11 protein-coding genes are annotated in these 12,427 nt (G+C 74.5%); 5 read left to right on the forward strand and 6 right to left on the reverse strand.

What is annotated here, in order from left to right:
• Positions 1-148 precede the first annotated feature (148 nt).
• A complete protein-coding gene (locus tag B056_RS43650) occupies positions 149-295 on the forward strand; it encodes a hypothetical protein (RefSeq protein WP_165938603.1) in 147 nt (48 codons plus the stop codon).
• A gap of 93 nt (positions 296-388) precedes the next feature.
• On the opposite strand, the gene B056_RS0117975 is transcribed toward B056_RS43650, so the two are convergent.
• Complete coding sequence (locus B056_RS0117975) at positions 389-715, reverse strand: hypothetical protein (protein ID WP_018503255.1); 327 nt, start codon at positions 713-715, stop codon at positions 389-391.
• 474 nt (positions 716-1,189) lie between these two features.
• On the opposite strand from B056_RS0117975, the gene B056_RS0117980 reads away from it, so the two are divergent.
• Genes B056_RS0117980 through B056_RS0117990 form a run of 3 tightly spaced genes read left to right on the forward strand, consistent with a single transcriptional unit; the run spans position 1,190 to position 4,994 of the window.
• The gene (locus tag B056_RS0117980) at positions 1,190-2,356 is read left to right on the forward strand and encodes an LLM class flavin-dependent oxidoreductase (RefSeq protein ID WP_018503256.1); all 1,167 of its coding nucleotides are present in this window, start codon (positions 1,190-1,192) and stop codon (positions 2,354-2,356) included.
• A 14-nt stretch (positions 2,357-2,370) separates the two neighbouring features.
• Positions 2,371-3,582, forward strand: a complete 1,212-nt coding sequence (locus B056_RS0117985) for an LLM class flavin-dependent oxidoreductase (protein WP_018503257.1) — start codon at positions 2,371-2,373, stop codon at positions 3,580-3,582.
• 44 nt (positions 3,583-3,626) lie between these two features.
• The gene (locus B056_RS0117990; protein ID WP_018503258.1) at positions 3,627-4,994 is read left to right on the forward strand and encodes an NtaA/DmoA family FMN-dependent monooxygenase; all 1,368 of its coding nucleotides are present in this window, start codon (positions 3,627-3,629) and stop codon (positions 4,992-4,994) included.
• A 51-nt stretch (positions 4,995-5,045) separates the two neighbouring features.
• Here the strand turns inward: B056_RS0117990 and B056_RS0117995 are convergent, their stop codons facing one another.
• Genes B056_RS0117995 through B056_RS0118010 form a run of 4 tightly spaced genes read right to left on the reverse strand, consistent with a single transcriptional unit; the run spans position 5,046 to position 10,444 of the window.
• Positions 5,046-6,455: an FAD-binding oxidoreductase gene (locus tag B056_RS0117995; protein WP_026239826.1), complete on the reverse strand. Its 1,410-nt coding sequence runs from the start codon at positions 6,453-6,455 to the stop codon at positions 5,046-5,048.
• Complete coding sequence (locus tag B056_RS0118000; protein ID WP_026239827.1) at positions 6,452-8,374, reverse strand: rhodanese-like domain-containing protein; 1,923 nt, start codon at positions 8,372-8,374, stop codon at positions 6,452-6,454. The genes B056_RS0117995 and B056_RS0118000 overlap by 4 nt, the downstream gene beginning before the upstream one ends.
• A gap of 34 nt (positions 8,375-8,408) precedes the next feature.
• Complete coding sequence (locus tag B056_RS0118005) at positions 8,409-9,584, reverse strand: acyl-CoA dehydrogenase family protein (protein ID WP_035751913.1); 1,176 nt, start codon at positions 9,582-9,584, stop codon at positions 8,409-8,411.
• Positions 9,584-10,444 carry an alpha/beta fold hydrolase domain-containing protein gene (locus B056_RS0118010; protein WP_018503262.1) on the reverse strand — a complete coding sequence of 287 codons (861 nt, stop codon included), beginning with the start codon at positions 10,442-10,444 and terminating at the stop codon, positions 9,584-9,586. The genes B056_RS0118005 and B056_RS0118010 overlap by 1 nt, the downstream gene beginning before the upstream one ends.
• A gap of 580 nt (positions 10,445-11,024) precedes the next feature.
• Between B056_RS0118010 and B056_RS0118015 the strand changes: the two genes are divergently transcribed.
• Positions 11,025-11,906 carry a LysR family transcriptional regulator gene (locus tag B056_RS0118015; RefSeq protein WP_018503263.1) on the forward strand — a complete coding sequence of 294 codons (882 nt, stop codon included), beginning with the start codon at positions 11,025-11,027 and terminating at the stop codon, positions 11,904-11,906.
• A gap of 25 nt (positions 11,907-11,931) precedes the next feature.
• Here the strand turns inward: B056_RS0118015 and B056_RS0118020 are convergent, their stop codons facing one another.
• Positions 11,932-12,375, reverse strand: coding sequence for a nitroreductase family deazaflavin-dependent oxidoreductase (locus B056_RS0118020; RefSeq protein WP_018503264.1), 444 nt, complete (start codon positions 12,373-12,375; stop codon positions 11,932-11,934).
• Between the last annotated feature and the right edge of the window lie 52 nt (positions 12,376-12,427).

Here is a 12,427-nt window from a genome sequence, read left to right on the forward strand (position 1 = left end):
TCGTGCACGTTACGTGGGTGCGTGGGGCCTGCCAATCGTGGCAAGTTTCGCCTGATGCGTGGCGGAGGTATTTTCTATAGCGCCCTGTACCACTCTGGAACGAACTCATCGGGACGACGTTGGACAATATATGACTAAAATTGTCACGATGGTCGCGGCCGTGGATGGCCTGCCGACCATAGAAGAAACAGATGCGATGCTGGTCGAACTGAATCGGCTTCCGCGGGATCCGGTGGTGACCGATCTGATCGACGAGCTGCTGGATTTCCGGTCGCTCCTCGCCGCCGCCGTCTGAGCGACTGCTCCAGAGCGACCGGAACCCGGCTGCGCCGGACGGCGTTTCCGGCCCTACCGGGCAGGCGACGTCGTCCGGTGAGGCCTCATCGGGTCACTGCTGCGCCCCGAACGGCTGGCCCTGCTGCTGGCCGCCCTGGTTGAACTGGCTGTACTGGCTGTACTGGTTGGAGCCGAGTCGGTCGCGCGAGGCGCCGCTCAGGGCCGAACCGGCGCCGACGAGCTCCTGGATACGGTTCTCGACGTACCGCTCGCTGTGGTTCGTCTTGTCCGCGATCCGCGCAACGAGGTCGTTGACGCTGGTCGAGGCGTCCAGGTCGGCGGTGCTCACCTGACCGAACTGGTCCAGGATGCGGTAGCGGATCTGGCGCCAGTTCTGCCGAAGCTGCTGCTCCACCTGCTGTGCCTGCTGCTGCTCCATGGTTCGGAAGACTCCTTTCGGTCGGGATTTTTATTTCCCGCTAGGCGGCGCCCGTGACGCTACCGCAGGAACGTCTCCCGGCAAAGCCGAGGACTAATTATGTGGGCTGGTATCAAGGTGCGTGTGGCGTCCATATCCGCCGGTTGAATCCAGAATTTCGAGCTGTTCGGAATAGTGGAATTTGCGGTCTGGTCGGCGGGCCATGGGACGTTCGATGGCTTTGTTCGGGCGCAGGCTGGCGCTGGCGTCGGCGTCGGCGCATCGGTCGTGGGAGCGCTGGCCACGGTGCCGCCCGAGGGGCACTGCCCGAGCGGCCTGCTCAGGTGGGGCGTCGCCGACCGGGCGGTCCGAGGACTGGACAGCGTGCGACCACGGTCATATGTTCACTAATTGACTGAACAAAGTGGGGTTACTGACGGCGATCGAATGGTGATCGAATGGTGATCGAAGGGCGACGGAAGGGCGGTGGCTCTCATGCCTCCAGCAGGCTCGATCCCGCTGTCAGTGCTCGACCTGACACCCCTCACCTCGGGATCCTCGGCGGCCGACGCGCTGCGCAACACGCTCGATCTGGCCCGGCAGGCCGAACGGTTCGGCTACGCCCGCTACTGGCTCGCCGAGCATCACCTGACCCCGGGGGTCGTCTCCGCCGCGCCCGCTGTCCTGATCGCCCTGGTGGCGGCGGCGACGGAGCGGATCAGGGTCGGCTCCGGGGCGGTCCAGACGGGGCATGACACGGCGGTGGTCGTCGCCGAACAGTTCGGCACGATCGCCCATCTTCATCCTGGGCGGGTCGACCTGGGCCTTGGCCGCTCCAGCGTGGGCCGCCTGGTCGACCGGGCCGCGAAGCCCACGCCGAACGGCGCGGCACCACCGCCGAACGGCGCCGAGCGGCAGCCGTCTCGGCCAGCGGCGCGGGTGGTCGACGGCCTGCTTCTGCCCGAGCCGCCGGCGCTCGCCTTCGACGTGGAGCGCCTCAGTCGGCAGCTGCGGCTGGTCGGTTTCCGGAACGGCCCGGAGGAGGACTACACCGCGCTGGTCCGGGACATCCAGGCGTTCGTCGGTGGTACCTACCGGGCACCTGACGGCACACCGCTCTCGGCGCCGGCCGCGGAGGGCGCCGATCTGGAGATCTGGGTCCTGGCGGCGACCGCGGGCGGGAGCGCGCTCACGGCCGCGGAGCTCGGCCTGCCGCTCGGGGCGAACTACCACATCGTCCCCTCCACGGTGCTCGACACGATCGCGGCGTACCGGGCGGCGTTCCGGCCCGGGGTGCTGAGTGAGCCGCGGGTGATGGTCTCCGCCGACGTGGTCGTCGGGCCGGACGACGAGACCGCCCGCCGGCTCGCCAGCGGCTACGGTCCGTGGGTGGCCAGCATTCGGGCGGGCGGCGGCGCCATCCCGTATCCGAGCCCGGCGGAGGTGGCGGAGCGCGGGCTGAGCGACGCCGAGCGGGTGCTGGTCGCCGACCGGGTCGACACCCAGTTCGTCGGTTCGCCCGAGACGGTCGTGCGGGGGCTGCGGGTCCTGCGGGATGTCACCGGCGCCGACGAGTTGCTGATCACCACGATCACCCACGATCATGCCGACCGCGTGCGCTCCTACGAGCTGCTCGCCGAGGCCTGGTCCCGGTCGAGCTGAGCGGGCTGACGACGATGACCGGTCCAACCGCCCCTGGCGAGCTGCGGCTCGCCGTCGCGCTCGACGGCTGCGGCTGGCATCCCGCCGCGTGGCGGGAGCCGGATGCCCGGCCCCGCGAGCTGTTCTCCGGCCGGTACTGGACGGAGCTCGTCCAGGAGGCCGAGCGCGGCCGGCTCGACTTCGTGACGATCGAGGACACGCTGGCGCTGCAGTCGTCCCGGTACGACGGCCCGGACGGCCGGGTCGACGAGGTCCGCGGCCGGCTCGACGCGGTCCTGGTGGCGGCCCGCGCCGCGCCGCGCACGCGGGGCATCGGCGTCGTCCCGACGGTGGTCGTGACGCACACCGAGCCGTTCCACGTGGCGAAGGCCGTCGCGACTCTCGACCATGTCAGTTCCGGGCGGGCCGGGGTGCGGGTGCGCGTCCGCGCGGGGCGGGACGAGGCCGCCCACTTCGGCCGCCGCGACCTGGCATCGGCGCGGCCCGCGGACCTGTTCGACGAGGCCGCGGACTACGTCGAGGTCATGCGCCGGCTGTGGGACAGCTGGGAGGACGACGCCGAGATCCGCGACGTGGCCACGGGCCGGTTCATCGACCGGGACAAGCTGCACCACATCGACTTCGCGGGCCGGTGGTTCAGCGTGCGGGGGCCGTCGATCGTGCCGCGTCCACCACAGGGGCAGCCGCTGGTCACCGCGCTCGCGCACGCGGCCGGTCCGTACCGTTTCGCCGCGGGCTCGGTGGACCTCGTCCATGTGACACCGCGCGACGCCGCCGACGCCGCGCGGATCCTGCGCGATCTGCGGGCCGAGCTGGCGGCGGCCGGGCGGCCCGCGGAGTCGCTGCGGGTGTTCGCCGACCTGGTGGTGTTCCTCGACGACGCCGAGGGACCGGTCGCCGAGGGCCGGGCCGCCGCGCGCAAGGGCCGCCTGGACGAGCTCGCCGGCCGTGAGTTCCGCTCGGACGCGGCCGTCTTCACCGGCACACCGGCCGGCCTCGCCGACGTCCTGCAGGAGTGGGCCGGGGTGGGCATCGACGGCTTCCAGCTGCGCCCGGCGGGGATTCCCACCGATCTGACCGCGATCACCCGCGGGCTGGTGCCGGAGCTGCGCCGCCGTGGCCTCGTGCCGCCCGGGTACGACGCGGGCACGCTGCGCGGGCTGCTCGGGTTCCCCCGGCCGGCCAACCGCTACGCCGCCGCACGGCCCGAGCCCGCCGCCACCTGAGCCCGCCACGACCTGACGCGTCCGTCCTTACCGGGGAGAACCGGATGAGCAGCCCGACCAGGCAGATCCACCTCGCCGCGCACTTCCCGGGCGTGAACAACACGACCGTGTGGAGCGATCCGCGTTCGGGCAGCCACATCGAGTTCGAGTCGTTCGTCCACTTCGCCCGGACGGCGGAGCGCGCGAAGTTCGACTTCCTGTTCCTGGCGGAGGGTCTGCGGCTGCGGGAGCAGCGCGGGCGCCTCCACGACCTGGACGTCGTCGGACGTCCCGACACGTTCACCGTGCTGGCGGCGCTGGCGGCGGTGACCGACCGTCTCGGCCTGGCCGGGACGATCAACTCGACGTTCAACGAGCCGTACGAGGTGGCCCGCCAGTTCGCCAGCCTGGACCATCTCTCCGACGGGCGCGCCGCCTGGAACGTCGTCACCTCCTGGGACGCGTTCACCGGGGAGAACTTCCGCCGCGGTGGTTTCCTGGCCGAGGAGCAGCGTTACGAGCGCGCCGAGCTGTTTCTGCGGACGGCCGGCGAGCTGTTCGACTCCTGGCGGGGCGACGAGATCGTCGCGGACAAGGAGTCCGGCGTCTTCCTGGCCGAGCCCAAGGCGGGGGCGTTCGAGCATCACGACGCCCACTTCGACATCAGCGGGCAGTTCACGGTGCCGCGCAGCCCGCAGGGCCGGCCGGTGATCTTCCAGGCGGGTGACTCCGACGCGGGCCGGGAGTTCGCCGCCCGCTCCGCCGACGCGATCTTCAGCCGGCACAGCACGTTCGACGCCGGTCAGGCGTTCCACGCGGACGTCAAGCGCCGCCTGGCCCGCTACGGCCGCGCGCCCGAGGATCTCCTGGTCCTGCCGGCGGCGACGTTCGTCCTCGGTGACACCGACGAGCAGGCGCGGGAGCGGGCCGAGGAGGTCCGCCGCCAGCAGGTCAGCGGCGCGACCGCGATCCAGTTCCTCGAACAGGTGTGGAACCGCGACCTCGGCGACCACGATCCGGAGGGGCCGTTGCCCGAGGTCGACCCGGTGCCCGGGGAGAACACGGTCGCCCAGGGCCGGGCGAGCGTGCGGATGTACGAGGACCGGCTGGCCACCGCCCGCCGCTGGCGCGAGATCGCCGAGGCCGGCGGGCTGAGCACCCGCGAGCTGGTCATCGAGGTCAGCGGGCGGCAGGCGTTCGTCGGCAGCCCGGCGACCGTCGCGGAGACGATCAACCGGTTCGTGCAGGCCCGCGCGGCGGACGGTTTCATCCTCGTCCCGCACATCACCCCCGCCGGCCTGGACGAGTTCGCGGACACGGTCGTCCCGCTGCTCCAGGAACGCGGCGTGTTCCGAGCCGACTACACGGGGACGACGCTGCGCGACCATCTCGGTCTCGCTCCGGTCCCGGGACAGCCGGTTCACGCGGTCTGAGACTTTCCTGCCGCGAACCCGGGTGGGGGCCCGGGTCCACGAGCGACCCCGTCACAGGCCGCGGTCCGGGGACAGGATCCCGGTCGGGTCGAACAGGCGCCGCAGACGCTGTTGGAGGGAGTGGTTCGCGGTCCCCAGCTCCGCGCCGAGCCAACGGCGCTTGAGCGCCCCGATCCCGTGCTCGCCGGTGACGGTGCCGCCCAGGTCCAGCGCGGTCTGGAAGAGGAGATCGGCGGCCTTCCAGGCGTCGGCGGGAATCTCGTCGGCGGCCCCGTCCGAGCCGGTGCCGTCTGAGCCGTCCACGACGATGATCGGGTGCAGGTTTCCGTCGGCCGCGTGGGCGATGGTGAAGATCCGGACTCCGGTGGCGGCGCTGATCTCGGTGATCCGGGCCGCCGCCCGTGCCAGCTGGGAGCGGGGCACGGCGATGTCCTCGATCAGTACCCGGCCGATCCGTTCGAGGGCGGGCAGCGCCGCCCGGCGGGCCGCGAGCAGTTCGGCCGCGGCAGCCGGGTCCGCCGCGCGGCGCACGGCGCGGGCCCGGCCGCGCAGCACCGCCTCGACGGCGTCGGCCTCGTCGTCGGCTCCGGCGCCGTCGGTCTGGACCAGCAGCAGGGCCTGACCGGCGGCGGCGAGACCGCCGCCGGTCGCCGCGTCCACGGCCCGCACGGTCGGCCCGTCGAGCAGCTCCGCCATGGCCACCACGATCCCGGTGGCCATGATCGCGGTGACCGCGTCCACCGCGGCGCCGAAGGAGTCGAAGAACGCGGCGAGGGTGACCGTGCGCCGCGGCGCCGGCCGCAGCCGCAGGGTCGCGCCGACGACGACGCCGAGGGTGCCCTCGGAGCCGACGAACAGCCCGGTCAGGTCGTAGCCGGCGACGCCCTTCACGGTGCGCCGCCCGGTGCTGACCAGCTCGCCGTCGGCGAGGACCACGTCCAGGCCGAGCACGGACTCCCGGGTCACGCCGTACTTGGCGCACCGCAGGCCGCCGGCGTTGGTCGCGATGTTCCCGCCGATGGTGGAGATCGCCGAGCTGGCCGGGTCGGGGGAGTAGCTCAGTCCGACCTCCCGGGCGGCCCGGTCCAGGTCGTCGGTGATCACTCCGGGCTCGACGACGGCGACGGCGTCGGGCACCGACAGCTCACGGATCCGGTTCATGCCGCTGACGTCGAGGATCACCGCGCCGTCCGGGGCGGCCGCGCCGCCGGCCAGCCCCGTCCCGGCGCCGCGGACCGTCACCGGGGTGCCCGCCGCGAGCGCCGTGCGCAGGACGGCCCGCACGTCGTCGACGCCGTCGGCGAACGCCACGCCGAGCGGACGTCCCGGCGGGCGCCACCCGGAGCGGTCGAGCCGGTGGGCGTCGACGACCGCGTCGTCCCGGCTCCACCGCCCGGCCGGCAGCGCCGCGGCGAACGCGGCCCCCGCGGCCGTGCCCGCCGTGCCCGCCGTGCCTGTCATGACCCGGTGGCGGCGGGGCGCTGCGGGTCGGACGACCAGGCCGACCACGAGCCCGGGTAGAGCGCGGCCTCGATCCCGACGGTGGCCAGGGCCGCGATCTCGTGCGCGGCGGTCACCCCGGAGCCGCAGTACACGCCGACGGGCCGGTCACCGGCGGACGTCTCACCGTCGGAGGTCCCACCGGCGGACGTCCCGAGGGCGGCGAAACGTTCCCGCAGCCGGTCCGGGCTGAGGAAGTGGCCGTGCTCGTCCAGGTTGTCACCGGTGGGCGCGCTGACCGCCCCGGGGATGTGGCCCGCCCGTGGGTCGACCGGTTCCACCTCGCCGCGGAAGCGCTCCCCGGCACGGGCGTCGAGCAGCACGCCGTCACGGGCGGTCCGGGCCGCGTCGTCCGCGTCGAGGGTCGGCAGGTGGCCGGCCTCGAGCACCACGTCCCCCGGGGTGGGGACGACGTCGCCGGTGGCGAGCGGGAACCCGGCCTCACGCCAGGCGCCGAGCGCGCCGTCGAGGATGCGGACGTCCGCGACACCCGCCCAGCGCAGCAGCCACCAGGCCCGCGCGGCGGACAGCCCGCCGTTGTCGTCGTACACGACGACGGGCCGGCCGGCCGCCACCCCCCAGCGTCGGGCCGCCCGCTGCAGATCCTCGACGGCGGGCAGCGGGTGGCGTCCCGCGGTCCCGCCCGGCGCGGCGGCCAGTTCGGTGTCCAGGTCGACGTAGACGGCGCCCGGGAGGTGACCGGCCAGGTAGTGCTCCCGCCCGTGCGGGTCGCCGAGCGCCCAGCGGACGTCGAGCAGCACCGGCGCGGGCCCCGCCGCCACCAGGTCGTGCAGCCGCTTGGCGTCGACGAGCACCTCGCCGAGCCCGTCGCGGCTGTCGCCGTCGGGAGCGCCGCCGTCGGCGGGTGCCGCGGACGCGAGCAGGGCGGTGAGGTCGTCCTCGCCCAGGCCGCCGGGGTTCGCCCCGCCCAGGGCGGCGAGCGCGATGCGCCGCTGCACCCCCGCGTTCAGCGGCGCGGACGTCCCGTGCAGGCGGGCCAGCAGCGCGATCTCACCGTTGAGGAAGTCCGACTCGACCGTGGCGCCGCGGGCCAGGCTCTGCCACGTCGAGCTGCCCTGCCGGGGATGGCCGGGGATGTCGTGCAGGACCAGGCCGGACAGGTCGAGCCCGGTGTCGCCGCTGAGCATGTCGGTCACCTCGACCCCGGCGGCGGCCAGCACCGCGCGGGCCTCGGCGACCAGCGCCGCGCCGAGCCGGTCGCGGGCCGCGCTGGGCGGGTAGACCGCGTCGAGGTTGTAGGCGAGGTTCCCGAGCAGCTTGCCGACCTTCCACCGCTCGATGTCCGGGACGACCTTCACCGCGAACCGCGCGCGCCGCAGGTCGGCGGCGATCCGCTCGGCCGCCGCGCTGTCACCCCGCGGGGCGCGTCCCAGGTAGAAGGCGCCGGCCAGCGGGGCGCCCGGCGAGGCCACCGTGCCGGGGGTCGAGTGGGACGACGGGATGATCACGACCGCGTCGATGACGGTGTCGAACCGGCGCAGCGCGGCCCGGGCGTTCTCCACCCCGTTCTGCAGCAGCAGGACGGGCAGCCGCTCGGCGGCGGTGCCGTCCGGGCGCACCGGCCGCCACGCCCACTGGGCGACGAGCGCCTCGGTGTCCTGGGACTTGGCGGCGAGCACCAGCACGTCGCCGGGGCGCAGCTCGACCTCGTCGGGACCGCCGGCCACGGGCAGGGGCAGGCGCCGGTCCCAGTCGGGGCGGTCGGTCTCGGGCCGCAGGTAGCGCAGGCCGTCGGCGCGCAGCGCCGCCAGGTTCGCCCCCCGGGCGACGAGGACGACGTCGACCCCGGCGTCGTGCAGCTGGGCGGCGACGGTCCCCCCGACGGCGCCCGCCCCGATGATCACATATCTGGCGGTCATGCGGTCTCCGTAAGTCGTCTGGACAGTCGAGCGCTCAGAGGCCGAGCGCGCGGCGGCCGGCCACCAGCAGCGCGGTGTCCTCCTGCGGCGGGTGGACCCGGGCGCACAGCACGTCCCGCAGATGGCGTTCGAGGGGATTGTGTCTGGTCAGCGCCGGGTTGCCGATCGCGGCGACGGCCGTCTGCACCGCCGTGACGGCGGCCCGCACGATCAGCGGCTTCGCGAGCACCAGGCGCTGCGGCGGGATCGACTCACCGGCGTCGATGCGGCGGGCCAGCCCGAAGGCGATCTCCTCGGCCAGCAGGAGCTGGGCCTCGATCTCCCCGGCGACGGTCTGGATGCGTTCGGTGGTGGCGATCGGACGTCCCAGCGCGGTCGGGACGCGCTCCCGGGCGAAGCGGGCGAAGAAGTCCCGGGCGGCCCGGGCCACTCCGAGGTACAGGGCGGCCGCGCCCAGCGCGACGCCGCCGATCGCGACGTCGCCCCGGTGCTCCGACGCCGGCGTCCCCTGGAAGTTCCCGGCGGGGATCTCCACGTCGGTGTAGATCGCGTCGTGGGTGCTGCTGGCCCGCAGCCCGAGGTGGTCCCAGGTGCGCTCGACCCTGATCCCGGGAGAGTCCCCGGGGACGATCGCGTGGCCCTGCAACGGGTCGGCGTCCTCGGTCGCCGCCCACACCAGATGGTAGGCCAGCCCCTCCGAGCCCGTCGCGTAAGCCTTGTGGCCGTTGAGGACCCAGCCGGACGCCGTCCGCCGGATCGTCGTGGCCGGCAGCCCACCGCGGGCCGGCGCGCCCAGCTCGTGCTCGGCGCGGATCGCGTTGACCAGCACCGGCCGCTCGCGGGAGTCGCGGACGACCTCGCGGTAGAGCTCGTCCGGCCACCACGGGTCCCTGCTCTGCAGGACGTGCTGGAACACGGTCATCGCGGTGATGAGCGCGACGGACGGGTCGCCCTGCCCCAGCGCCGCGAAGACCCGGACGCTGTCGACGGCGTTCAGCTCGGCACCGCCGTAGCGCGGGGCGATGCCCAGGCGCAGCAGTCCCGCGTCGTGCACCGCCTGGATGCCCGCCCAGGGGAACCCGGCCGAGCGGTCGTGTTCCTCGGCGGTGGCGGCGAGCTGGGCGGTCACCGCGGCCAGGGCGTCGCCGGAGACGTCCACCGGGGGGAGGGCCGGTGGCTCGACGGTCGGCTGCTCGACGGTCCGCGTCATCAGGCCCAGCTCGTCCACTCGGCGATCAGGGGCAGCGTGGGGGCCGGGCTGGCGAGCCCGGCGGCCGGGCCACCGGCGGCCTGCGGGAGGGCGCGGAGCCGTTCGAGGAACAGGACGATGACGGCCGCGGCGGTGCGGTGCGTGGCGTCGTTCAGCGCGTCGTGCCGGCCGCCGGCGATGGTCACGAACTCCGCGGACGGTGCCTTCGCGACGCTCGCCCGGGCCGCCCGCACCGGGCTGACCAGGTCGGCCGCACCGTGGACGGCGAGCACCGGCACCCGCACCAGGCCGAGGTCGGCGGCGGCGAGCCAGCGCGCGGGCACCGGGTCCAGCAGCGCGCCGCGGCGCACCAGCGGGTCGTTGCTCAGCCGGGACTGGTGGGTGGGGCAGGCGGTGCGCTCGGCCAGCTCGTTCTCCCAGGAGTCCGCCGGGGCCGGCCCGCTGTCCCCGGTGCCGCTCTCTCCGGTGCCGCCGTCCGCCGGCTCGCCGGCGGTGGGCAGACCGGCCAGGATGACGCCGTCGACCTGGTTGCGCGCGCCGGTGCCGGTCGCGACCAGGGCCGCGACGAACGCGGCGCCGGCGTCCGAACCGGCGAGCACCCGCGGTCCGGGCAGGTCCGGGTCGTCGAGCAGCTCTACGACCCGGGCCCGGGTCGCGGCCTCGTCGCTGGTCGCGTCGGCGACCACCCGGACCTTGTACCCGTCGGCCGCGATCCGGGTGCCGAACCGCTCGTAGACGCCGGGGTGCTCGCCGCGTCCGGCGACCAGGATCACCGTGCCGCGCGGGGCGACGGGCTGCGGGTTGTCCCATCCGGTCACGGCGTGGGCCGGGGCGTCCTGGACGGCTTGGGAGGAGGTCATCGCTGAAGTCCTGTCGTGTGGGGTCGGGTGGCCGCCGGGGACGTCGGTCAGCGGGCTCGGCCCGCTCGGCGCGGCCTCGCCTCGGCGGGCGGATCTGACGGCGCGGGGTGGACGCCCGCGGGGTGGATGCCGAGATACCGGCGGGTGCTCCGAACGGCGCGCCACCCGGCCGGTGGGGACCGGGAGGTGGGAGCCGCCCGCCGGAGACCGGGCCGGCCCACCGCCGCCCCGATCGACCTGGGCGCGGCGCCGGTGCGGCGCCGGCGTGGTGTTGTGGCGCCGGCCCGGGGTGCCGGTGCCGGGCCGGGCCGCCGGTGCCGCGGCGCGGGGCGGACGCGCGGGCGGTCAGCGAGCGCGACAGCAGGCTGAGGTGAGGGTTCCGTAGTCGACGAAACGACGGCGGGTGAGGACCCGCGGCGCGGCCGCGACGCCCATCGGGCGCCGGCCGGCGGCACCCGCTCGTCCCGGCGCGCTGCCGCCCGCATTCCCCAGCATGTGCACCAGGATCGTTGGAAAATCGGGCAGTGTAAAGCCGCCCCGAGTGATCAAACCGATCGTAAAGCGTGATAGATCACATAGAATGGCTGCCGTGTCCAACATGCTGGATCTGACGGCGCTGCGCAGTCTCGTGGCCATCGCCGACTGTGGTGGGTTCCGCCGCGCGGCCGAGGCGCTGTGCATCTCCCAGTCGGCGGTGAGCCAGCACGTGCGCCGGCTGGAGAAGGTGGTGGGCCGGCCCCTGGTGGAGCTGGTCGGCCGCGGCTCCCGGTTCACCCCCGACGGCGAGCTGCTGCTCTCCGCGGGGCGGCGCATCCTCGCCACGCACGACGACGCGCTGGAACTGCTCGGCGTGGGCGCGCCCGTCCCGCAGCGCCTGATCACCGTCGGTGCGACCGAGCACGCCGCCGACCACCTGATCCCCCGGGTGATGACCGTGCTCACCGAGCAGTTCCCGGACGTCGAGGTCAGGTTCCGCCTCGACCGCGGCGCCCGGCTCGCCCACGCCCTCGACCGCGGCACGCTGGACGTCGCCGTCCTGATCGGGACGGGGGGCAACCCCGCCGGGCGCCCGGCGGGACTGCTCCCGCTGGCGTGGTACTCGGCCCCCGGCTGGCACGTCCCGCCGCCGGACCGCCCGCTGCCCCTGGTCGCGGTCGACGATCCGTGCACGATCCGCACCCAGGCCCTGACGACCCTCGCCCGCGCCGGCCGGGTCGCGTCGGTCGTCGGCGAGTCCGGCTACCTGGCCGGCGTCTTGCACGCGGCGCGGGCCGGCGTCGGGGTCGCCCTGCTGGCCGACGTCGGCCCACCGCCGCAGGGCCTCGAGCGGCGGGCCGACCTGCCCGCGGTCGACCCCGAACCGATGCAGGTCCGGCTGCGCCGCGGCGCCTCCCCACAGCTGGCCGGCCTCATCGCCGACGCGGTCGCGTGCACCCTCTCCGCCGGCGCCGCCCCCGCCTGACCACGGCCGGGGTCGGGAGCGACTGTCAGGCGGGTGAAACCGGCTCCAGGACGAAGACGGGGATCGCCCGGTCGGTCTTCTTCTGGTAGTCGGCGTAGTCGGGCCAGGCGGCCACGGCGCGCTCCCACCACAGCGCCTTCTCGTCACCGGTCACCTCGCGGGCGACCATGTCCTGGTTGACCGTCCCGTCCCGCAGCTCGACCCGGGGGTGGGCGAGGACGTTGTGGTACCAGACGGGGTGCTTGGGCGCGCCACCGAGCGAGGCGATGACGGCATAGCGGCCGTCGTGCTCGACCCGCATCAACGGGCTCTTGCGGATCTTGCCCGACTTCGCGCCCAGGGTGGTGAGGATGACCACGGGCACGCCGCGCAGCTCGGTGCCCCGGGTCCCGCCGGAGCTCTCGTACTCCTCGACCTGTGTGCGGACCCACTCGGTCGGGCTCGGTTCGTATTCACCAGTGAGAGGCATGCCGCGAGTCAACACCAGCGGGCCCGGTGCCATGCCCGAGGCGGCCGCCGCC

Source organism: Parafrankia discariae (assembly GCF_000373365.1).
Taxonomy (GTDB): Bacteria; Actinomycetota; Actinomycetes; order Frankiales; family Frankiaceae; genus Parafrankia; species Parafrankia discariae.

What these genes read in the sequence shown, in the direction of transcription:
- B056_RS43650 (WP_165938603.1), top strand. Translation starts at nt 149, where the DNA reads ATGGTCGCGGCCGTGGATGGCCTGCCGACCATAGAAGAAACAGATGCG.
- B056_RS0117975 (WP_018503255.1), bottom strand. Translation starts at nt 715, where the DNA reads ATGGAGCAGCAGCAGGCACAGCAGGTGGAGCAGCAGCTTCGGCAGAAC.
- B056_RS0117980 (WP_018503256.1), top strand. Translation starts at nt 1,190, where the DNA reads ATGCCTCCAGCAGGCTCGATCCCGCTGTCAGTGCTCGACCTGACACCC.
- B056_RS0117985 (WP_018503257.1), top strand. Translation starts at nt 2,371, where the DNA reads ATGACCGGTCCAACCGCCCCTGGCGAGCTGCGGCTCGCCGTCGCGCTC.
- B056_RS0117990 (WP_018503258.1), top strand. Translation starts at nt 3,627, where the DNA reads ATGAGCAGCCCGACCAGGCAGATCCACCTCGCCGCGCACTTCCCGGGC.
- B056_RS0117995 (WP_026239826.1), bottom strand. Translation starts at nt 6,455, where the DNA reads ATGACAGGCACGGCGGGCACGGCGGGCACGGCCGCGGGGGCCGCGTTC.
- B056_RS0118000 (WP_026239827.1), bottom strand. Translation starts at nt 8,374, where the DNA reads ATGACCGCCAGATATGTGATCATCGGGGCGGGCGCCGTCGGGGGGACC.
- B056_RS0118005 (WP_035751913.1), bottom strand. Translation starts at nt 9,584, where the DNA reads ATGACGCGGACCGTCGAGCAGCCGACCGTCGAGCCACCGGCCCTCCCC.
- B056_RS0118010 (WP_018503262.1), bottom strand. Translation starts at nt 10,444, where the DNA reads ATGACCTCCTCCCAAGCCGTCCAGGACGCCCCGGCCCACGCCGTGACC.
- B056_RS0118015 (WP_018503263.1), top strand. Translation starts at nt 11,025, where the DNA reads ATGGCTGCCGTGTCCAACATGCTGGATCTGACGGCGCTGCGCAGTCTC.
- B056_RS0118020 (WP_018503264.1), bottom strand. Translation starts at nt 12,375, where the DNA reads ATGCCTCTCACTGGTGAATACGAACCGAGCCCGACCGAGTGGGTCCGC.